The sequence below is a fragment of the Nitrospirota bacterium genome (assembly GCA_016180645.1).
Taxonomy (GTDB): domain Bacteria; phylum JACPQY01; class JACPQY01; order JACPQY01; family JACPQY01; genus JACPAV01.
In genome coordinates this window covers 1-22,688 of record JACPAV010000065.1, presented here as the reverse complement: position 1 = coordinate 22,688, position 22,688 = coordinate 1, and the positions used below count along the sequence as shown (strand labels likewise).

Sequence of the window (22,688 nt, the reverse complement as noted above, 5' to 3'; positions counted from 1 at the left end):
GCCCATCCCCTCAGAATACGCACTAGCCCCTCGCCAAGCAAGGAATCCAGCTGTGATATACTCACCTTCACGCCGGATTCAGGTTAAGGCTCGGCTACAGGGATCAGAGCACAGGTGGACGAGGAATCAGAAAGATCAATCCGCTTTGAGGCGGACTATTTCGTCTTGCGAAGCTTTTCGATCAGCTTGTCGTAGGACCAGTCGTCCACGCCGTCGACCGGACCGGCGCCGGGAGCGTCGGTCAGCATGAACGGTCCCTTGGAGGCGCGCACGCAGATGTGCCACAACTCGTCCGTATTCGAAGCCGGGTTCCGAATGCCACGCGCCACGCCGGGGGAGATTCGCACCACATCACCCTCTTTCACTTGGATAATCCGGTCGTCCAGCTTCATTTCGCCATTGCCGCTGATGAAGAGGTAGACCTCCTCGTGGTCGATGTGCCGGTGCAGATACGGATTGAGCCAACCGGGCTTGAGGGCATTGAGCGAGATATCCATGTTCTCCAACTTGAGAATCTGGCTTAGGAATATTTTTCCCTGGGCGGCTCCCTTCTGGCGGACCAGATCCTTCCAAGGACCGATGCTGGAAACGGTGTAGGGCTCTTTCTCCTGGGCGGCCACGGTGAAAACCTAACGCTTTGTCGGGGGCTGGTAGTCCCGCTTGTCCGGCCCGGAATAAACCTGCCGGGGGCGGGCGATCTTCTGCTCGTTGTCCTCGAGCATCTCCTGCCACTGGGCGAGCCACCCGGCCGTGCGGCCGATGGCGAAGAGCACCGGGAACATCTCCACCGGGAAGCCCAAAGCCTGATAAATCAGGCCCGAGTAGAAATCCACATTCGGATAGAGCTTGCGGCTGACGAAGTAGTCGTCTTCGAGCGCAATCCTCTCCATCTCCAAGGCGAGGTCCAACTTGGAGTTCTTGCCCGTTACTTCGAAGACATCGTACGCCAGCTTCTTGATGATCTTGGCCCGAGGGTCATAGTTCTTGTAGACCCGGTGGCCGAATCCCATCAGGCGCCCTTCTCCGGCCTTCACTTTCTTGATGAATGCCGGAACGTTGTCCTTGTGGCCGATCTCATTGAGCATCCGCAGAACGGCTTCGTTCGCGCCTCCGTGCAGGGGGCCGTACAGCGCGGCTACTCCTCCCGCCACTGCGGTGTACGGATCGACCTGCGAGCTGCCCACGCTCCGCACCGCGTTCGTGCTGCAATTCTGTTCGTGGTCGGCGTGCAGAATGAACAGAACGTCGAGCGCGTGTTCGAGCACCGGGCTCGGCTTGTACTGGGGATCACGGATATTGAACAGCATGTTCAGGAGGTTGCCCGCGTACGACAGCCGGTTGTCCGGGTATACGTACGGCAGCCCGAGGCTGTGGCGGTAGGCAAAGGCGGCGATGGTCGGCATCTTGGCGATCAGGCGCCAGATATGGACCTCGCGGTCGGAGCGGTTCTTGATGTTTTTCGCCTCGGGATAGAAGGTGGACAGGGCGGCGACGGTGCCGACGAGGATGCCCATCGGATGCGCATCGTGGTGAAAGCCGTCGATGAACTTCTTGATGTTCTCGTGAATCAGCGTGTGGGTGGTGATGTTGTGGGTCCATGTCTTGAGTTCCGGCGCACTCGGCAATTCGCCATGAATCAGCAGGTAGGTTGTTTCAAGATAGGTGCTTTGTTCCGCAAGCTGCTCGATGGGAAAGCCGCGGTAGCGAAGGATGCCGCGTTCGCCGTCGAGGAAGGTGATGGAACTCTTGCAGGAGGCTGTATTCATGAACGCGGGGTCGTAGCACATCACTCCGAAATCTTCGGGCGAGGTCTTGATCTTGCGAAACTCCGGCGCGGGGATGGCCGCTCCGTCGTGGGGATAGGTTCCGTAGGTGATCGGGATTTCGTACTGTTTTCCCGTCCTGTTGTCGATCACGGTAAGTGTGTCCTTCGCCATAAGTCCTCCGTTCGGTTACGCTAGCACGCTGCCGGAGCAGGATCAATGCCCGCGGTCAACTTGCACCGGCGCCGCCAGGGAGCTATATCAGCGCCCTGAAGGTCCTGGTAACGTTTCGGTGATCCCGTCGGATCTATGCGAGAGAGCTAGTGCTTGGTAGCCGCAGGCTTTAGCCTGCGCACAACGGCGCGGACGCAACCTAAAGGTTGCGGCTACCATGATGGGTTCACCGAGACGTTACAGGCCCTGCGCAGATATGGAGCAACCAAGTCCCCGAAAGGAGTAAAGTATGGCCGTAGACCTTGAAGCGCTTCAGGCGATGTTGGAGCAGGCGGTGCCGTACATCCGACGGCTCAATTTGAAGATCAAGTCACTCGGCGATGGAAAGGTGACATCGGAAATGGCCTTCAGCGAAAACGTTTCGAACCATGTCGCGACCGTTCATGCCGGGGCGATCTTCACGGCGGGTGAGACGACGGGCGCCGCGCTCGTGTCTTCGGTTCTGGACATGGGAAAGCTGGTGATCGTGGTACGGGGGGCAAAAGTCAATTATCGGAAGCCGTTTCGGGAGCGGCTTGTGTGTACGGGCACGATCGAACCTCTCGCCGTGGAGACCGCCATGGCGGCGGTGGAACGGGACGGGAAGTACAATTTTCCGGTGAAACTTCAGATGACCAACGAGAAAGGCGAGCTGGCTGCAGAGCTGGAGTTCGAGTATCATCTCCGGAAGATCAACTGAAAAGAAAGGCGGCGGGAAACTCTTCCCGCCGCCTTCACAAACTCGATTTCTCGAGTAGGGGAGCAGCTTTAGCTGCTCCCAAGCAGGGAGGACCTGACACGTCTTCGAGTGCGGCCGCGGCTCCGAATGGCTTCGGAGCCGGGCGGCAGCGAGGTCCTCCCCTACGGCTCTACTTTCTTATTGAAATTGGACGGCTTTTGCGCGGACGCTCACGCACGTCTTCGCAATGATCAGGTAGTCGGTCGTTGTGACCTCCGTCCTCAACCCGGCAAAGGCATCGGCTTCAGGCTTCTGCTGGAGCGCGCCCTGTGTCGCGTTGTAGAAAAGGGCCGTGTTCACGCCCCCCGGAACGCCTTCCACCTTGGCCAATCCGGCCAGGAGTTGAGTGACAAACGGCGCCCAGAACATGCCGCAGGATTTTCCTTCGGCCGTTCCGATAACTTTGGCGCTGACCTGCGCCTGGATCGGCGCGGTCGCCGTGTTGACCATGACGGCTTTCGACACGCAGGCCGTGGCCGAAAGGCCGACGACGGCGGCAACCGCCAATACCTTAAGTGATTTCATTAGCACCTCCTTCAATTGGGTAAACTCTTTTGGAGACCTTCGTCTCTGGAGAGTGACTATTAGACAGGTGTCCCGGCCCTGTCAAGCGGATTCGATGTGGACCGTGACGGTGAGCCAAGACCCTTTGTTCTTCGAGAATGCGTAGGGGGGGGTCTTCAGACCCTCCCAACAAGAGGGAGCATCTGAAGATGCTCCCCTACGAATCGGAATTCTGTCTATCGAGGCTTAGCCTCTATAGAAACGCCTAGAATTTTTGCTGGTGCGGGAAGACCGCGCCCGGTTTCAAGGATTCGCTTGTTTGACCGAGCGCGTCATCGAGAATGTAGAGAACCCAGCGGAGTGAGGGGCGATCGCCCATGGCCTCGGACACGTACTTCCAGTAGATCCGGCCGCTTTGCGGGATAATGAATATGCCGGGAACGGCCGCATCCTTCTCCATCCGAGCCATGCCGTACGCTTGGATCGTTTCGAGTGAAGGATCGGACAGGAGGGGAAAAGCCAAATGAAGATCTTTTGCGAGTTGAGCGGAGGTTTCCGGGGAATCCGCGCTGACGGCAAGCAGTATCGCTCCGCGGCGTCTGAATTCCCCCAGGTTCCGGTTGAACTCATCGAGTTGCTTCCGACAGTGGGAGGATTTGGAACTCTCGTAGAAAACGAGCACGACCGGACCTTGGGCGAGGACGTCGGTCAGGGAAATGTCGTTGCCGGTCATCGCGCGCAATCGAAATGCAGGGGCCATTTCCTGAACGACCGGTCCGCCCCCGCGGGTACGAAGGTTCAAGGAGGCGCAGCCCGAGGTTGCGACAAAGACCAGCACGGAGGCAGTTCGGGCGAGTTGACAGATCGAAGGCCGGTGGAGTGGCATGGGTTTCCTTGTTCCCAAGCATCTTAGCCGAGACGGGATGGGAAATCAGCCGTAGCGCGACGCGTCAGAACTTCGCTTCGAAGTCTTCCCCGTCCACTTCGATGAGGGCGCGGTCCGAGGTAACGCCCTTGAGCGACACTTTTCCTTCCTGATCACCAGGTTTGTCGAACGAGTAGGTTCGGCCGTCCACTTCCACGATGGCCCCCTTGCCGTCGACGGCGATGAGTTTCAGTTTGGGCTTCGGCTTGGGGGGTGCAACCGGCTTCGGGGCTTCAATGTCTCTTGCGGGCTTTCCGCTCAGCCGTTTCTCGTAGTCTCGAATTTCAGCCGTGGCCTTGAGCAGCCTCGCGCGGAGTTCGGCCTTGTAGACATCCATTCGGAGAGCATCCAGCTCGGGATCGCTCACCCAATCGAGCGCCGGCAGTCGTTCCTCGGGAGGAGCGGTCTGCTTTTGCGCTTTCGACAGGGAAGCCGATCCATCGGTGGGCGATCCCTCACCTGGACTCGGGGTGACTGAGGTTTCGGTGTCACCCCCGCCCCCGAAATCGCCCAGTAGACCTTTCTCTGCGGATTGCCCGAAGGCGCCCGTACGAAGGGCGACGAAGACCCCCCCGATCATCGCACACAGACCAACAACCGAGATGCTGAGCCAGCGTTTCGTTTTCATCGAATCCTCCTTCATCAATCTCCACCCGGTGCGAGGTGGCCGGTAACACTCAGGCGTCCGTTTTCCCAATCGGCTTCCGTCAGAACGAACGGCCGCCGCCGGAGCCGATCGAGCAGAACGCCCACACCTCGCAGCGTCGGCACTTCCCACTCGGCGCTCGCAGGGGCCGAGTCTCGATTTAACACAGGTCGATTCACAATCCCTCCGGAAGATAGACGGCAGGTGCCCCCAGCAAATCGTCCCCCCCACTCGGCACACTTCTCTTTGGAAGGCCCCCAAAGTTCGAGGCCGTGTGCGTTCCATCGGAGCCGCCGGACACCGGACAGGTTCGGGGGGGGCTTCAGCGGCAATGGGAATCCCCCACCGATTCGTCCCAGGCTCGCGCCGCCGGCTCGGGTGATGCCGGTCTTTTCCTCGATGACCCTCAAGCGAGCCTCCAAGATCGACTCCCTCTCCTTGGAGGCGCGGGTCACTCCGAGGGTGATCGTGCCGGAAATCATGGCTACCACCAGGGCGGCTGCTGCAACCCATCTCATCGGGAGCTCCCGGCCGCGGCTCCCATCGGGAATCGTTCGGCCAGCCGCCGGATCGCCTCAACCTTGTCCCCGGTTTCCTTGACCGCTTCATGAAAGGCCTGAACGTCCGCGCCATCCGTAGTGGACACCCAGTACGAGACCGGGTCCGGCACCACGCGGATCACGCCGTCCCTCGTGGCGCCTTCGAACGTGGTCATGACGTAGGCTTCGCTGTAGTAGCCCTTACGCATGTGGACCGACTGGATGGTCCGGATTTGATTTTCCGAAAGATGGAGGTGCTTGCCGAGCGCCTCGAGGGCTTTGGCCTGCTGTTTGAGCAGAAATACGTTCGGGGCGTTGGACAGGATCGCTTCACCGGCGGGGAACTGGACCAGATCGAGCACGTCCTGCGTGATGACGAAAACGAGCCCCGAGTATTTCCGAAACGTTTTGTACCCTTCCTTGATGAACTCTGCGGCTGCGGGATCTTTGAGGAAGGCCCACGCTTCATCGATCATGAGGTATTTTCGGGTGCCGCGAAGGTTTTCCTCCCGAACGATGCGGATGATGAGATTCATCACCGCCATCATGAGCGGCCCGCGCAGTTCGACCTGATCTTTCGCCTCGGTGAGGTCGAAGACCATGAATCGGTTGCCGATGCGGAGTTTCGTCGGGCCGTCGAAGAACACTCCGAAGCGGCCCTGACGGGTGAACGGGTAGAGTTTGAGCGCGAGGGATTCGCCGAGGGCGCCCTGTTTTTTCAATTCGGCCACGATGTCGCTCAGGAAGATTTCGCTTCCGGGCTTGTGCTCGAAAGCGCCGCGGAGGGCGAGTTCGAAGAGGACTTTCTGCTCGCGGGTGACCGGCTCGGCGCTCTCAGGGTCTCGCACCATCTGCGCCAAGAGGGGAACCCACAGCGCCACGCTCGCGTCGCTGAGTTCTTCAGCAAACGGGTTGATGCAGGTCGGAGCTCGGAGTTGGATCTGGGCGTAGTCGCCGTCCATCATCTCACACAATTTCTGATATGAGCCGCCGACGTCGATGATGAAGACGAACGGCCGGGGTTCCAACCGTTGGGCTTGAATGAGCATGTCGTTGGTGAAGAAGCTTTTGCCGGCGCCGGATGTGGCGAGGATCACGCCGTGGGGGCTGGTATCGCAATCCATCGGATCGAGCGTGATCGGAACGCCCTGCCGCGTGAGGTAAAGCTGTGTGGGCGATCGGGTGCCCCGGAAGTACCCCCAGAGGGGGCAGAACATCACAAAGCGGTCCGAGAGAACTTTCCGGAGGCGGCGCATGTACGAATCCAATTTGGGGTCGAAGGCAAGAGGGAGGCTGGAGAGCAGGACCGGCAGTGCGATGGCGGTTTCAACGGTCGCCGTCGCCCCCACGAATGAGAACGCGCGGAGGATGGAATCCGCCGCTTCGGCGTGGCGTTCGGGCGGCGTGGAGGCCACCGCGTGCACCGAGAAGCAGACCATGCGCCGATTGTGCGATTCGATCTCCCGCAGCACTTCGTCGAGCTCCTCCAGAATCACCTTCGCGGAAAGGTTCTCCTGCCCGGTGATCGATTTCGCCTGCCGGCCGGCGAGGAATCGTTTCATGCCGAGGGCTCCTTTCGAATCGGACAGCGACAAGTTGACGAAATTAATCGTGACGAGGAGGTCGCCGGTATACCTTTCGAGGAGCGTGTTGATGAGGCCCGGGCTCACGCTGCCGGGAAGGCCCGTGAGGCTGAAGACCTGCGCGTGCATGCCGTCCAGATCCAGATGGTCCTCCCGAACGGCACAGTTTCCGAAGACGACTTGCTCGCGGAGCGGCCGACCGTCGGGCGTGAACGTCAAGTCGGCTCCCGCCGCCGTTTCAGGCCGATTCCCAAACCTGAACTTTTCCGCCCGGCCGGGATTCAAGGTTCGATACACGATTCCGAGCAGACCCGTCAGATCCAGCCGTTGCGGCTTGAAACCGTACCCTTCAAAGCCGCGCTCGACCGCCATGGCCTGGCGGGTCAGATCGGCCTTACGTTGGAGATATTTTCGTTCGGCTTCATCGACGAGCGAGGAACGCCCGCGACCGATCCACGCCAGCGGGCCGCCGGGGAGATTGGCCACCTTTGGGGAGGACAATAGGAGGTAGGTTGAAAACTTGCGGCAGCGGTAGGGATTGCCTTTCCAGAATCCATAGGAAGTGGCATTTCGATATCGTTCGCATTTACCCTCGCAGAGGAGCTTCAGCAGCCCACGACCGTTCAGATCGGACGCCGATATGAACCGGTCCAGCGTGTCCTCCACATCCCGGCTGACTTCGAGAATCCACTGGCCGGCAAACTCCGGGGGAATTTCCAGGAGGATTTTTTCGACGAGTTCGGCCAGCCTCGATCGCGATTCGTCCGTATCCGTGTCCGACGGCACCGGTTCGATCTTCCACCCGACGCCCAGCCTGCCGTCCACTTGGATGAAGACCTGGCCCTCGGGGTCGTAGTCGTAATACGGCAGGAGCGACGCAAGGTCCTCGCCGCGGTCGTGGAGTGTCTTCATACGTTCGAACGAGATCGCCATGGCTGCACCTCCTTCCGGGTCATCATGGAATCCTGAAAGCCAGCACTCGGTTGTTGCCCGAATCCGCCACGAACAGGTGGCGATGGTCCGGATCGAAGACCAACCCGGCGGGATTTTTCAGCCTGGTTTGCGATCGTCCCGGCGCGCGATCGTTGAAATTGGCCTGTCCGATCACGTAGGCCGCCATTCTCGCGTCTGATGCCAGATCGTAGACGAGGATCCGGTTGTTGCCGCTGTCCGAAATGAAAAGGGTGCTGCCGACGGGATCGAGGGCTATTCCACGGGGGGTTGCCAGGGAGGCATGTTCGGAGCCCGAGTTGCCGGCCGGGGATCCCGTCCGTCCAGGGCCCGGGGCGGCTTGGGCCCCGTTCGCAACGGATTGCGAGAAGTCGAACACCAGGACCCTCATCCCGAGGCCGCACACGTCGCCGGAATCCGCGACGAACAACCGATGGGTGGCCTCGTCGTATAGAATCTGCGCCGGCCCATCCATCTCCGCGGGATCGCTGCCGCAAGCATTGGTCGTGAAGCTCTTTTGGCCCAGGACGAGGTCCGCCGCCACTCCGTTTTCCAAGCCAGAAGGAAGCTCCCAGGCAAGCACCCTGTTGTTTCCGAAATCGGACACGAACAGTCTTTTCTCTTTGCCGGAGTAAGCGGCCGAGGCGGCTTCAGACAGGAGGGACCGCCCCGTGCCTCCATCACACGAGGAGAGGCTCCTTTGGCCCAGCACGTGGGCGGCGCTCATCCCATCGTGGATTCCATGGCCCAACTCGAACACGGAGATTCTGCTCGCGCCCTCCTGGGGAACGAACAAGAGTTTGCCTGCCGGATCGTACGCAGGAGAGGCCGGGTTGAGCAGGCTTGAGGGACTGCAACCGGCGCCGCGTGTGGTGAAGTCGGGAGCGCCGAGGACATTCGAAGCGCTCATGCCGTCTGTGATCCCGGCGGCGAGAGAAAAGACCAACACCCGATGCCCGTAGTAGTCGGAGACAAAGAGTCGTTGGAGATCCGGGTCGTATCCGAGACCTCTCACGGGGTCGGCGCCTCGAGCGTCGAAGGTGGACGCCGAGAGGCCCGCGGCGTGTGCGGTGAAGTCGGCTTGCCCGATCACATGTTCCGCCGGGGGGAGGAACGTGTTGACCTCCTCCGTGAAAGCGGACTCCCGCCTGGCGTGGTCGAGGGCCGTCACGGCGAAATAGTAGGGACGGAACTTCGCGCCGGTGAATTCGAAGCGGGTTGCCGGAGCGGGCACGAAGATCGGGGACGACCCTTCGCGGAATCCAGTCCCACTGTATGGAGGACCCGGCCCGTCCGAGTCATACCAGACGCGGTATCCGAGGACGCCAAAATCGTCTGATGCTTCCGGCCAGGAGAGGATGAACTTGCCCTCTCCAAAGCTGTCCATGCTGAGCGTGAGAGAGTCGGGTGGGTTGGGAGCGGTCAGGTCGAAGAGCGCGTCAGGCGGTGTCGCGGGGGGTTGTTGCTCCCATTTGAATACGGTGGGTTCTTTCTGGGCGCTGCCGAGGGGGCTCACGGCCCTGGTTTCCACTTGATGCGTTCCATCCGTTAACTTATCCAGTCGAAGCGTATCGAAGCACATCTCGAAATCGGAGCCGTCGACCGAGCAGAGGAAAACGGCCGAGGCGTCGGGTGAGCTGAATGAGAATTCATCTGCTCCCGAGCCGGCCTCAGGCTTGGTGATCCAAGCCTGAGGGGGGATGAGATCGATCTTGAGGGGGGGGAGTGTTCCCAGGAGCGGCTGGAGTCTCCGCGCGGCGCGGCCTGCCGTTTCCGCCAGTTGTGCCGTCTCGGGTTTGACGGTGGGATCAAGCGGGGAATATCCGGAGACCGATTCGAGAGCATTGGAGACCCCGTCGCCATCATCGTCCGGGAGATACACAAGTGCATCCCGCAGGATAAACCGGTGACCCGGAGTCCGGGCGGAAGCGCGTGCCATGATCTTCGCGACGACCACTCCATCGGCTACCCGAGCTACGGTGAGTCGGAGGACGGCGCCTACCGCGAGAGTTTTTTCCGGGATCGCCGCATCGAGAGTACATTCCTCTACGGTGGTTGGCGCGGCCGGCGACGGAGCCGCGGTAACCGAGGCGCCGCCCGGACGGCACGTCACCCCTGTTTCGAGAGGAGGGAGGTTTGTTCCCGTCTCGATCTCCGTTGTCAGAGGGACAGCGGAAGCAAGGAAGAGGGCGACTTCGGGGCGAAGAGGAATCCCGATGGTTTCATTTGCCGGGCGGGAGCCGCCGCAGGCCGGGAAGATTGTGAAGAGTGATGAGTGAAGGGTGATGAGTAGGACGGGGATCGGAAATCGTTTCATCGAGCTATTCCAGATGCACGTTGTCGAGGAGGGCGACGGTGTCATAGACAGGATCTCCGCCGTCCTTGACGAGGAGGGCGAGGGTCGCGCCCTCGGTTCGGGCGTTCTCGGGAAGGTCCGAGGCCACGGTTTTCCAGTCGGTTGCGAAGGCGGTGCGGTCGCCCCCTTCGAGGTCCACGCCGCTGAGCGCCGCCCACGGCCCCTTGTCGGTCGTTTCGGAAACGAGAACCGTGCGGGTGCTTCCTATGACCAGCGCCGCTTCGAAGGTGTCGCGATACCCCGAGTTCAGGAATTCGTCGGGCTCTTCGGAGACGAGGCGATAATCGAACGAAATCTTCTTTGCATCCGCCGGAACGCAGAAGGGTTGTTCGAGCGCGCTCTTGGATTGGTCTTCGGCGTTTTCCCCCGTGCTGAGATAGGCCATGTAGAGGCCCTCTTTCGCCGTGATCGGTCCGAGCTTGGTGATGATCTGCACGTCTCCCTTGGCGTCCCACCCGGCGGGCGGGGTTCCCGGCCCTTGCTCAAACGATCCGTTGTTGAAGCCGTCGATCGTGATCTTGAGGTCCAGCTTGCCGGCTCCGACGAATGCGGCCGGCTCGCAGTCGTCGAATCCGCCCCACGGATCCTTCGTCCCGTTTTGTAGGAGCGTATCCCCAAGCGCTTGGGTCAGGTTCCTGCCTGCCAAGAGGAATTTGAAGAATGTGTCTACAACAAGATTGTGGTACTTGACTGACACGATTTCCGAGTATCCGAGATAGGCGGCGGAGCCGGCCGACCGGTAGGCATCTGAGAGGGCGGGGTTGAAGAGGCTCCGGCAGCTTCCATTGAAAACGAGCGCACCGGGGGGAAAGGATCTATTGTAGTGTGTGATGAAAGCAGGGGTCATCCCGTAGTAGTCAAATGGTCTTCCTACCACCCGGTTCGCATTCAGTTCCTCCCGATATCGGGCGTTCATTTGATTGCTTCGAGGAATGCTCGTCAGCGTGACGGGGATTGCGTCCGACCTCCGCCCACAGGGGCATGGTCGGTATCGGCCCGGGGCATCGACCGGGCACATGGCCTTGCCGTGCGTGTAGAAGACGACCACGTTGTAATCCTTGAGGGTCTTGAGGACCTCGATGTCGGCAGCGGCGTTCTCGATCCGCCTAGTCACAAAGGCAGGGCACTTGCTTCCCTCGAACTTCTTCTGGAGGAAATCAAGTCCCTCCGTGGGGAGGCTCTGCGAGAAGGGGGAGACAAACAGGATCTTGGGGTTTTTGAGTTCGGCGCGCGTCCCTGCGCGAAACTTGTAACGCAACGGTTGCCGCTTCTGCGGGGCCTTTTCGGGCAGAGGAGGGGCTTGGATTGGAGTCTGATCTTGTGGCCGTTGTTGCCGGGAGGGACCGGGCGTTTCTCCACGCGTTTCGGGGGGATCGTCCGGGTGCCATCCGGAGCCCCGAACGGCAATTTCCATGTGTCCGCCGATCTCGCCCCATTCCATGGTGAATCCGTATCCCTCCTTATGTACGTAGGCATCGGCCACGCCCGGTTGCATCATCAGCCATTCGACGGTCCTCCGGGCGGCCTCTTCATGTCCCACCCGGCTCTTGAGGTCGAAGTACATCTTCTCGGATGTCTCCTGGACCGCCTCAGAGGCGTCCATCTGTTCCATTGTCCACGGCTTGAACACCCGGGCGGCGAAAGGTTCGGACGAAGCGGTGACGCCCCCCGCGCCCTCCTTCACGCCGGAGACGACGACGCGGAAACGGACTTTGCCTTCGGTGCCTTCCAGAAGCGTGACCTTCGCGCTGTAGACGCCGTCGGCGGGGACTTCGTCCCCGTGTTCGCTCTTGCCGTCGTCGAACATCGGGCCGAGCGTGTCCAGGACCTCGCCGGCCTCGTTCAAGATCGTCTCGGTGGCCTCGTTCAAGTGGATGTCGGTCTCGCTCGCATCGGGGAAGCTGATGAAATCCACGTCCGTGGTCCGCACCACCCAGATCGTCTTCGTCGCCGCGTTCGCCGCGGCGTCCTGCGCGGTCAGGGTGATCTTGTTGTCGCCGGGTTCGAGCGGGATGTCCTTCACCTCCCAGTCCGTCTGGGCGCCGCCAATGTTCATCACCCGCGCCCAGCCCTTCCCTCCCCGGTGGTTCTCCCACTTCACGCGGACCACGCCTCGGTCGTCCTCCGCCGTGCCGGAGAAGGTGATCACGCCCTCCTTCTGCGAGATCCCCTCCATCCCGTACGGCAGGATCGGCTCGGTGATATTGAGCGTCGGCGCCTGTGTGTCCTTCGCCGCTTGCGCCTCCTCCTTCACCGCGGTCTTTTGGCAGGCGGGCAGGGTGAGCAGCAAGCAGTGAGCAGAGAGCAGGAGGACGAGAATCGGGAATCGGGAATCGGAAAGCCACCATCGCCGGTCTCTCATGCCAACCCCTCCACCGCCAGGTAGACGACGCGGACGGTTTGGCCGGGCTTCGGTGCGAACCGAACCCCGATGAAGGAGACGGTGCGGGAGGCGACGTCATAAATGAATCCATCCGCCTGTTGGATGGCGCCCGCATTCTTTCGGGTGATGCTGCGGCGGACTTCGATGCCGTCCACGAACACGCGGATGCGGGAAGGTATGGCCGCCTGCGAAAGACGGAACCGGCTCGACTTCGTGCCGATCGCTTGCGAGATGAGACTGAGCGTCGGCGCGAACGTGCTGCTGCAAATGCTGGCCCAGGAGCCGCCGGTGGATTCCGCCACCTCGATCACGGCGTTGCCCGGATCGGCGCCGCCGTTCGCGCTGGTACAACCGCCGCTGTAGGCGGCCACCCCCGGATCGCCGGTGATGGCGAATACGGAGGCGGCCTGAGCTTGCACGAATTGGATGAATGGCGTGGGCGGCGTGTAGGTCGCCCCCGGGTCGGAATTCTTGTAAGCGCCTTCGTAGGAGTGATCCACCTCGTCCGTGACAAGGATGACCACGAGTGAGGCTCCGGCTCTCCGGAATCCGGCGTTGGTCTTGTCCGTTTCGCGGCTGGTGAGGGCTTCCCTTGCGGCCAGGAGCGGCTTCTCGTTGCCCGAGCCGGACGTGCCGGGGCGGCTGATGGTGGCCCATTCCTTCTCGGCCTGCGGCGTGTTGGAGTCGATGGTCACCGCCCCGTTCGAGAGTTTTCGCAGGGCGCCGCAGAGCGGTTTGGAGCCGTAGTAGGTACTGTTGTAACTGTCGCAGTCGGTCGTCACCACGCCCAGGTGGTAATCGAGGTTGAGCGCCCGGAATTGCCGGAAAAAGGCGTCGAAATTCGTCGCCAAGTTGGATTGCTCCTCGGACATGCTGCCGGAGTCATCAATGACCCACAGCACGTCCACCACCGACGAGCTCACGGTGATCTGCGGCCCTTGAGCCTGGGCCGTGAAGGACTCTTCTTTCCTGGCGAGCTTCGCGTTGGCGCGCGTGGCCGCGGCCACGGTCTGAAACATTTCGGACGACTGCTCATCGAAGCGGTCCATGGGCGCCACAGCGGCGGCGTGCAGCGATTTTCCCCCATCACGCGCGACGGACCCCAGCGCCACGATATAGTCTTTCGACGTGACGCCGGATGCGGCGCCGACTTCAACCCCCGGCATGGAGATCTCCGTCTTGGCTGCCGCCATTCCCACGCCTGCCGCGAGCTGCGCGGTCACACTCTCCCAGCTCCTCGGCGAAGAGAAGCCGACGGCGAACGTCTGAAGCGACATTGGCTTTCCTTCCACCGATGTCAGGCGCAGGGAGTTGACCGTGCTGACGACGGCCGCCGACTCCGCGGGGAGGGACGTTCCGTTGATCCGACTCCCGTTCTTGAACGCTTCGCCGAGCTTGGACGCCGTTGCGGCCTCGGAGGGTCCCGCCACGGCGAACCCACGAATTCCCTCACTCCGGTCGAAAAAGATGCCGGACACATCGGCTTCTACGTTGACCGTCCGATACCCTTCCGGCAGGGCCACCGCCAAGTCTTGTGAGGCAAGGGTGACCTGATTTGAAGCGATATCGGTTTGAGCGGTGAAGATCGGCTCCATGACGACGATTTTGGCCTCCAGCTGCTCCGCAGGCGGCTCGGTAACTCCTTCGCTCGTTGGGGGGCCTTCCGTTGGGTTGGGCGGTTCGGTCGGCGGCGCCGGCTCCGTCCAGCAAACCTTGCGCCCGCTCCCATCGGTTAGGCTTACACATCCGTCGCACGAATCTGAAAAAACGGCCTCCACCCGGTTGAGGGATTCAAATATGATCCGGCCGGTCGTCGGCTTCGCGGGACCATCACGACAGGCGCCCGTGCGGACGCTCTCGAAATGCACGGTCAGCCGGCCGGAAGAAGAGCCGGAAAGAACTGGAAGTGATCCGCCTCCCACAAGACCGAGATCCAAGGTTCCCTCGGTCACCCGTTCGGGTTTCCCCGTGGCCGTATCCGCCGGAACGGATGTGGTTCTCAGGTCCACGCGCAATGCGCTCATCGATGATCCCGAGGTCCACAGCCAGGAGCCGCTCGTGTTCGCCTCCTCACCGTCGCGTCCTGAGACGGTCCACGTGAAGTCTTCCTCGATGGGCCCCGCGTCTCCGGTTGTCCCCCCCAACTGCCGGCGAATGGAAGCGGCATATTCGCCTTCGGCCTGGATCGAACTCTCCAGCGTCTGAGTGCCGTTTACTTTCTTGCGTCCGAAGGGATTTTCTTCCGTCCAGTCCTTCCAAACCGTGTTCACGCGAAGACCGCCGAGGCTCAAGTCCCCTTTCAATCGTATGCTCCCGACATAGCGAATGGGTATTTCGCTTACCGATGCTTCGCAGCCGCCGAGGAGTTCAAGGTCGATCTTGCCCGTCGGCCCGTCGGACCGATCCACTCGCATGGGACAGGAATTGTCTACCTGGCGTCTGGCGATTCGGGAACGGGATCGCACGGGCCGCATCCCGAGAGGCAATCCGGCAAACAAAGTCGGCTGACCTGGACGCGCTCTCGTGAAATCGAGCGCCTCTTCCACATTCACAATGTCCCAGTATCGAAGCGACACGAGGATCTGATCCACTGCCCACGCCACGACGGGGGTGAGTGCCACCGGGTCCGATGCGATTTCGGCCTGGGGGAGCTGCTCCAAAGCCTCAGTCGGGTCGAGTGTTGGGGCCTTCCGATTCTCACAGGCCGGGAAGATTGTGAAGAGTGATGAGTGAAGGGTGATGAGTAGGACGAGGATCGGAAATCGTTTCATCGAGCTATTCCAGATGCACGTTGTCGAGGAGGGCGACGGTGTCGTAGACGAGATCGCCGTTGTCTTGGAGGCGGAAGGCGAGGGTCGCGCCTTCGGCGCGGGCGGTTTCGGAAAGTTCCGAGGCCACGGTTTTCCAGTCGGTGGCGAAAGCGGTGCGATCTCCCCCTTCGAGGTCGACGCCGGGCAAGGGGGACCACGGCCCCTTGTCCGTCGTTTCGGAAACGAGAACCGTGCGGGCGGTCCCGATGACCAGCGCCGCTTCGAAGGTGTCTCGATACCCCGAGTTCAGAAATTCGTCAGGCTCCTCGGAAACCAGTCGGTATGAGAAGGATATCTTCGATTTGTCCGCCGGAACGCAGAAGGGTTGTTCGAGCGCGCTCTTGGATTGGTCTTCGGCGTTTTCCCCCGTGCTGAGGTAGGCCATGTAGATTCCCTCTTTCGCCGTGATCGGGCCGAGCTGGGTGATGATCTGCACGTCTCCCTTGGCGTCCCACCCGGGGGGCGGGGTTCCCGGCCCTTGCTCGAACGATCCGTTGTTGAAGCCCTCGATCGTGATCTTGAGGTCGCTGCTCCCCGCCAAGATCAAGGTCGCCGGATGCGGCTCGGGAACGGGCGAGCAAGACGCGTCCGTTGGGCCGTAGGCGGCAACGCCGTCCGAGTATGCCCGGCCTGCGGTGTGTCCCTTTAGAAGGGACTGAAAAATCGTCGGCACGATGTCGTCGTAGCAGGTGTCCACGTACTCCGAATAGCCAAAGTAGGGCGACACGCCCACATTCCGAAAAGCTTGGGCCATCGTATGGTTATAGAGGCTGCGGCACGAGAGATTGTAAACCATTGACTTTTGACGAAACGGCTTGTGCTTGTAGACGAAGGCCGGCGTGATCGCGTAGGTGGAAAACAACCTGTCTCCTACGATCAACCCGGAGCGCCTTTCCTCCGAGTACAAACGGCTCATTTCCTTCGTGACCGGTGTACCGGTCCGCGTAATCACAATCGCTCCAGGAGGAGGCAAATCTCCCCGACGGCAGCGCTCGTATCCACCCTCGGCTTTCCAGCAGATCGCATCGCCGTGCGTATCAAGAACGATGATGTCGTAGTCCTTCATGGTCTTGAAAGTTTCAACGCCAGCCTTCTCACCCACGATCCACCTCCTGTCGAATATCGGACATCTGTGGGATCCAAACATCCTGTTCAGTTCCACCGACGCTTTGACGGGCAATTCGCCTGCAAAAGGAGACGCAATCAGAACCTTCGGGTTCGTGATTCCGGCCCGAAGTCCTCCACGCCGATCCATCTTGTACTGAAGCGGAGCAAGTTTCCGAACCGCGGAGGCCGGTGCCGCAGTCGGGTCGGGCGTGTCGCAAACATCCCCAAGACAATGCTCCTCAAAACCTTCTTTCTGTAGATCAGGTTTGAGATCGGCGGGGTTGGCATTTTTTCGCGGAATAGTCTCCAAGTAACCACCCTGTATTCCCGACTCCATGAGAAAACTGTACCCACCCTCGGAAGCGCCAGCACTCGCGACGCCGGGCTGCATCTTCAACCACTCCACGGTGCGCTGCGCGGCTTCCTCGTGACCGAATTTGGCCTTCAACTCGAAATATGTACTGTCCGCTTGCTCGTCAATCGCGTCGGCCTGCCGCTCCTCCTCTTCCGTCCACAACCGCAAGGATCGAATGACGAAGGGTTCGGACGAAGCGGTGACGCCCCCCGAGCCCTCTTTCACGCCGGACACGATCACACGGAAACGGACTTTGCCTTCCGTGCCTTCAAGGAGCGTCACCTTCGCGCTGTAGACGCCGTCCGCCGGAACCTCGTCGAGATCGTCTCGGTGGCCTCGTTCAAGTGGATGTCGGTCTCGCTCGCATCGGGGAAGCTGATGAAATCCACGTCCGTGGTCCGCACCACCCAGATCGTCTGCGTGGCCGCATTCGCCGCCGCGTCCTGCGCCGTCAGGGTTATCCGGTTGTCGCCCGGCTCGACCGGGATGTCTTTCACCTCCCAATCGGTCTGCGTGCCCCGGCGAGCGACGGTCGCCCAACCCTTGCCGCCGCGACTGCTCTCCCATTTCACGCGGACCACGCCTTGATCATCCTCCGCCATGCCGGAGAAGGAGATCACGCCTTCCCTCTGGGAGATCCCCTCCATCCCATACGGCAGGCTTGGCTCCGAGACGTTGAGCGTCGGCGGCTGGGTGTCCTTGGCCGCCTGAACCTCTTCCTTTGCCGCGGTCTTGTCGCAGGCCGGAACAGTCGTGAAGAGTGATGAGTGAAGGGCGATGAGTAGGATGAGGATCGGAAATCGTTTCATCGAGCTATTCCAGATGCACGTTGTCGAGGAGGGCGGCGGTGTCGTAGACGAGATCGCCGTTGTCTTGGAGGCGGAAGGCAAGGGTCGCGCCTTCGGTGCGGGCGGTTTCCGGGAGATCGGACGAGATGCGCCGCCAGTCGGTGGTGAAGGCGGTGCGATCGCCCCCTTCGAGGTCCACGCCGCTGAGCGCCGCCCACGGTCCCTTGTCCGTTGTTTCGGAAACGAGAACCGTGCGGGCGGTCCCGACCACCAATGCTGCCTCAAACGTATCGCGCCACTCCGAGTTGACGAATTCCAGAGGTTCTTCGGAGACCAGACGATAGGAAAAAGATATCTTCGATTTGTCCGCCGGCACGCAGAAGGGTTGCTCGAGCGTGCTCTTGGACTGGTCTTCGGCATTCTCGCCGGTGCTGAGATACGCCATGTAGGAACCGTCCTTCGCCGTCAGAGGCCCCAACTTGGTGATGATCTGCACGTCGCCTGTCGCGTCCCACCCGGCGGGCGGGACTCCCGGCCCTTGCTCAAACGAGCCGTTGTTGAAGCCTTCGATCGTGATCTTGAGGTCTTGCTTGCCGGCTCCGACGAATGCCGCCGGTTCACAGCCGTTGAATCCCCCCGCGGGATCCTTGAGGCCGCGCTGGAGCAGCGTGTCGCCGAGCGCTTGGGTCAGGTTCCGTCCAGTCAGGAGGAATTCGAAAAAGGCGTTTACAACGAGGTTGTGGTGGCCGATCGACACGTACTCCGTGTATCCCAGATAGGCCGCCGCGCCGGCCGACCGGTAGGAATCTGAGAGGGCGGGGTTGAAGAGGCTCCGGCAGCTTCCGTTGAAGACAAGCGCTCCGGTGGGAAAGCTTCTGTCGTACTTCGTGACGAAAGCAGGCGTGATGCCGTAGACGTCAAGGGGCTTCCCCACAATCCGGCCGCCGTTCCGCTCATCCAGATAGCGCACATCCATTTCCTGACTCCGAGGAATGCTCGTGAGTGTGACGGGCATCGCGCCAGCCGTCCGCCCACATGGGCACCGCCGGTATTCATAAGCCGGGCCATCTCCTGTACGGCACAAGGCATTGCCATGCGTGTAAAGGACAACCACGTTGTAGTCCTTGAACGTCTTGAAGGCCTCGATGTCGGCGTCCAGGTTCTCGATCCGTTTTGTCAGGAAGGTGGGGCACTTGCTCGCCTCGAACTTCTTTTGGAGGAAGTCGAGTCCCTCGGTAGGAAGGCTTTTTGAGAACGGTGAAACAAGGAGGACCTTGGGGTTCTTGAGTTCAGCGCGCGCCCCTACGCGAAACTTGTAACGCAACGGCTGCCGCTTCTGCGGGGCCTTTTCGGGCAGAGGAGGGGCCTGGATTGGAGTCTGATCTTGTGGCCGTAGTTGCCGGGAGGGACCGGGCGTTTCTCCACGCGTTTCGGGGGGATCATCCGGGTGCCAGCCGGAACCTCGCGGGATGATGTCTATGTGTCCACCGAACTCGCCCCACTCCATCGTGAATCCGTAGCCGTCTTCGTCTGCATGGGCGCGAGCAACGCCCGGTTGTTGTTTCACCCATTCGACCGTCCTCCGGGCAGCCTCTTCATGCCCCAACCGGCTCTTGAGGTCGAAGTACATCTTTTCTGACGGCTCTTGGACAGCCCAAAAGGCGTTCAACTGTTCCATTGTCCACGGCCTGAACACGCGGGCGGCGAAAGGCTCGGAGGAAGCGGTGACGCCCCCCGCACCTTCCTTCACACCGGAGACAACGACGCGGAAACGGACTTTGCCTTCGGTGCCTTCCAGAAGCGTGACCTTCGCGCTGAACACGCCATCGGCAGGAACTTCGTCCCCGTGCTCGCTCTTGCCGTCGTCGAGCATCTCGCCGAGCGTGTCCAGAATCTCGCCATTCTCGTTCACCTTCACGAGCTTGACGCTCTCGATCTTCACTTTCGGACTCTCCTTGATCGCCACTCGGAAAATGACCTCTGTCAGCTTGCTGATCTCAAGGTCCGTCTCGCTCGCATCGGGGTAGCTGATGAAATCCACGTCCGTGGTCCGCACCACCCAGATCGTCTGCGTGGCCGCGTTCGCCGCGGCGTCCTGAGCGGTCAAGGTGATCCGGTTGTCGCCCGGCTCGACCGGGATGTCTTTCACTTCCCAATCGGTCTGCGTGCCCCGGCGAACGACGGTCGCCCAACCCTTCCCTCCCCGGTGGTTCTCCCATTTCACACGGACCACGCCTCGGTCGTCCTCCGCCATGCCGGAGAAGGTGATCACGCCCTCCTTCTGCGAGATCCCCTCCATCCCGTACGGCAGACTCGGCTCGGTGATCGAGAGGGAGGGCGCCTGGGTGTCCTTGGCCGCTTGGGCCTCCTCCTTCGCGGCGCTCTTGTCGCAGGCCGGAACAGTCGTGAAGAGTGATGAGTGAAGGGTGATGAGTAGGACGGGGATCGGAATCCGTTTCATCGAGCTATTCCAGATGCACGTTTTCGAGGAGGGCGGCGGTGTCGTAGACGAGATCGCCGTTGTCTTGGAGGCGGAAGGCAAGGGTCGCGCCCTCGGCGCGGGCGGTTTCGGAAAGGTCCCCGCTCACTCGCCGCCAGTCGGTGGCAAAAGCCGTGCGGTCGCCGCCTTCAAGGTCGATCCCGGAAACGGGATTCCAAGGCGCCTGATCCGTGTGCTCCGAAACCAGGACCGTCCGCGCGCTTCCCACGACGAGCGCCGCCTCGAAGGTGTCTCGATAGCCCGAGTTCAGGAATTCGTCGGGCTCTTCGGAGACGAGGCGGTAGTCGAAGGAGACTTTCTTCGCATCCGGAGGCACGCAGAAGGGTTGTTCGAGCATGCTGCGGGGTTGCTCCTCAGCATTTTCCCCGGTGCTGAGGTAGGCCATGTAGAGGCCTTCTTTCGCCGTGATCGGGCCGAGCTTGGTGATGATCTGCACGTCGCCCTTGGCATCCCACCCGGGGGGCGGGGCTCCCGGTCCTTGCTCGAATGAGCCGTTGTTGACCCCCTCGATCGTTATCTTGAGGTCGGGATTGCCAGCCGGCGTCAGAACCGCGGGGAACGGCTTCGAGAAGAGGGGGGAGAACCAGCAATTGTTGTCGTCGAAGCCGTGGGCGGTTGTCGCGGCCGTAAACGCCTGACCCGCCGTAGACCCGGCAAGCAAGGATTCGAAGAAGGTCTTGACGACCGCGCTGTCGTAGCACGTGCGAACGTACTCGTTGTAACCCATGTAGTACGACGCGCCCGCCATGAGGAAAGCCCCCGCCATGGTGGGGTTGTACATGCTTCGGCAACTCCCATTGAACACCATCGTGCCAGAACGAAATTTGCTATTGTGGGTTGTGACAAAGGTGGGCGAGAGGACGAAGTGCATGTTCAGCGCTTCTCGATCGAGCGGCGCCAGGTACAGCATCCCATTACGCAGATCATCCCGGTACTGGTTTACGTTGGATGCCGTAACACGGGTTCCCGTGTAAGTCGCTACGAATGCCCTTGGCTTCCTAGATGACCCAGAGGGACAGGCTTGATACCATCCGTCAGTCGGACAGAAGGCCTCCCCGTGAGTATCCAGGATGACGGTGTCATGCTCTTTCAGAGTCTTGAAAACTTCAACGTCGGGTAACGCCCCTTTCACACGTTTCGCTTCGTAAACCGGACACTTGTGGTCCGCAAACATCCGGTGGACGCGGTCGTAGGCCCCCGCCGGAAGCCTCGGGGACTGATTGGAGTAGGGTGACACGACCAGGACCTTGGGATTGATGATTTGTGCCCGGGATGGCCCCGATCTCCGATGGGTCTTGTAGATCAGTGGTTCCAACTTCTTCGGCCTCGAAGGCATAACGGGCGGGGCGTTTGAATCAGACGGTGGCTCTTCCCTCAGAGGCTCGAGGTCGGCGGGATCAATGTCCTGCTTGGTAAACCGATCCGGGTTAATGTAGACCGTCTGGAGACCCGAATCCATGACGAAGCTGTAGCCGTCCTCGAATGACCCCGCATCCTTCACGCCAGGTTGTTTCTTGAGCCATTCAGCCGTCCGACGCGCCGCCTCCCTACCTCCCACCTCCGCTTCCAACGGGGCGTACATTTCCCCGGCTTTCCGTCCCATCGCCAGATATACCTTTAGTTCCTCGTCGGTCAGTGGAACGAAAACCTGCGCGCCGAACGGTTCGGAGGACGCCGAGACAGTGCCCGTGCCTTCTTTGACGCCGTTAACGACCACGCGGAAGCGGACCATGCCCTCCGTGCCTTCCAAGAGCGTGACTCTCGCGCTGTAGACGCCGTCCGCGGGGACTTCATCTCCGTGCTCGCTCTTCCCGTCGTCGTACATCGGGCCGAGCGTGTCCAGAATTTCGCCGTTCTCGTTCACCTTCACGAGCTTGACGCTCTCGATCTTCACCTTCCGGGCTTCCTTGATCGCCACTCGGAAGATCGTCTCGGTGGCCTCGTTCAAGTGGATGTCGGTCTCGCTCGCGTCGGGGTAGCTGATGAAATCCACGTCCGTGGTCCGCCCCACCCAGATGGTCTTTGTCGCCGCGTTCGCCGCCGCGTCCTGCGCCGTCAGGGTGATCTTGTTGTCACCCGGCTCGATGGGGATGTCTTTCACCTCCCAGTTCGTCTGGGTACCGTGAATGTTCATCACCCGCGCCCATCCCTTCCCTCCACGGTGGTTCTCCCATTTGACGCGGACCACGCCTTGATCATCCTCCGCCATTCCGGAGAAGGTGATGACCCCCTCCCTCTGCGAGATCCCCTCCATGCCGTACGGCAGGCTCGGCTCGGTGATACTGAGCGTCGGCGCCTGTGTGTCTCGGGGCGCTTGGGGCTCTTCCTTGGCCGCGGTTTTCTGGCAGGCGGGCGAGATCGTGATGAGTGATGAGTGAAGGGTGATGAGAAAGACAAGTCGGACAGCCTTCATGTCCCTCCGCCCCTTCCCCGCCCGTTCCGCATCTCAACGTGGCGAATCAGACCGGAGAGCATCCTGCTGATATCGTCCAACAAAGGGTCAACGATGCCACGGTTTCCGAACCC

General features: G+C 61.0%; 15 protein-coding genes. 1 reads left to right on the top strand and 14 read right to left on the bottom strand.

Annotated features, from left to right (window positions below):
- Window positions 1-155: 155 nt before the first annotated feature.
- A complete protein-coding gene (locus HYT87_20365; GenBank protein ID MBI2062074.1) occupies window positions 156-620 on the bottom strand; it encodes a cupin domain-containing protein in 465 nt (154 codons plus the stop codon).
- Between the two features lie 9 nt (window positions 621-629).
- Complete coding sequence (locus HYT87_20360; protein ID MBI2062073.1) at window positions 630-1,937, bottom strand: citrate synthase; 1,308 nt, start codon at window positions 1,935-1,937, stop codon at window positions 630-632.
- A gap of 289 nt (window positions 1,938-2,226) precedes the next feature.
- On the opposite strand from HYT87_20360, the gene HYT87_20355 reads away from it, so the two are divergent.
- Window positions 2,227-2,676 carry a YiiD C-terminal domain-containing protein gene (locus HYT87_20355; protein MBI2062072.1) on the top strand — a complete coding sequence of 150 codons (450 nt, stop codon included), beginning with the start codon at window positions 2,227-2,229 and terminating at the stop codon, window positions 2,674-2,676.
- A gap of 177 nt (window positions 2,677-2,853) precedes the next feature.
- Here the strand turns inward: HYT87_20355 and HYT87_20350 are convergent, their stop codons facing one another.
- From HYT87_20350 to HYT87_20295, 12 genes are all read right to left on the bottom strand, one after another.
- Entirely contained in the window at window positions 2,854-3,240 is a 387-nt protein-coding gene (locus HYT87_20350) for a hypothetical protein (protein MBI2062071.1), read from the bottom strand.
- A 244-nt stretch (window positions 3,241-3,484) separates the two neighbouring features.
- Entirely contained in the window at window positions 3,485-4,105 is a 621-nt protein-coding gene (locus tag HYT87_20345; GenBank protein MBI2062070.1) for a redoxin domain-containing protein, read from the bottom strand.
- A 64-nt stretch (window positions 4,106-4,169) separates the two neighbouring features.
- Complete coding sequence (locus HYT87_20340; GenBank protein MBI2062069.1) at window positions 4,170-4,772, bottom strand: hypothetical protein; 603 nt, start codon at window positions 4,770-4,772, stop codon at window positions 4,170-4,172.
- 14 nt (window positions 4,773-4,786) lie between these two features.
- Window positions 4,787-5,308 (bottom strand): hypothetical protein, encoded by a 522-nt coding sequence (locus HYT87_20335; GenBank protein MBI2062068.1) that lies wholly within the window; start codon window positions 5,306-5,308, stop codon window positions 4,787-4,789.
- Window positions 5,305-7,845 carry a TraC family protein gene (locus tag HYT87_20330; protein MBI2062067.1) on the bottom strand — a complete coding sequence of 847 codons (2,541 nt, stop codon included), beginning with the start codon at window positions 7,843-7,845 and terminating at the stop codon, window positions 5,305-5,307. The genes HYT87_20335 and HYT87_20330 overlap by 4 nt, the downstream gene beginning before the upstream one ends.
- Before the next feature lie 22 nt (window positions 7,846-7,867).
- Window positions 7,868-10,180: an NHL repeat-containing protein gene (locus HYT87_20325; protein ID MBI2062066.1), complete on the bottom strand. Its 2,313-nt coding sequence runs from the start codon at window positions 10,178-10,180 to the stop codon at window positions 7,868-7,870.
- Between the two features lie 4 nt (window positions 10,181-10,184).
- Window positions 10,185-12,581, bottom strand: coding sequence for a hypothetical protein (locus HYT87_20320; GenBank protein MBI2062065.1), 2,397 nt, complete (start codon window positions 12,579-12,581; stop codon window positions 10,185-10,187).
- Window positions 12,578-15,373, bottom strand: coding sequence for a VWA domain-containing protein (locus tag HYT87_20315; protein ID MBI2062064.1), 2,796 nt, complete (start codon window positions 15,371-15,373; stop codon window positions 12,578-12,580). Before HYT87_20315 ends, HYT87_20320 begins: the two co-directional genes overlap by 4 nt.
- A 4-nt stretch (window positions 15,374-15,377) precedes the next feature.
- A complete protein-coding gene (locus HYT87_20310; GenBank protein MBI2062063.1) occupies window positions 15,378-17,156 on the bottom strand; it encodes a hypothetical protein in 1,779 nt (592 codons plus the stop codon).
- Window positions 17,153-17,683, bottom strand: a complete 531-nt coding sequence (locus tag HYT87_20305) for a hypothetical protein (protein ID MBI2062062.1) — start codon at window positions 17,681-17,683, stop codon at window positions 17,153-17,155. The genes HYT87_20310 and HYT87_20305 overlap by 4 nt, the downstream gene beginning before the upstream one ends.
- A gap of 4 nt (window positions 17,684-17,687) precedes the next feature.
- Window positions 17,688-20,123 (bottom strand): hypothetical protein, encoded by a 2,436-nt coding sequence (locus HYT87_20300; protein MBI2062061.1) that lies wholly within the window; start codon window positions 20,121-20,123, stop codon window positions 17,688-17,690.
- Between the two features lie 4 nt (window positions 20,124-20,127).
- Complete coding sequence (locus HYT87_20295) at window positions 20,128-22,575, bottom strand: hypothetical protein (protein MBI2062060.1); 2,448 nt, start codon at window positions 22,573-22,575, stop codon at window positions 20,128-20,130.
- Between the last annotated feature and the right edge of the window lie 113 nt (window positions 22,576-22,688).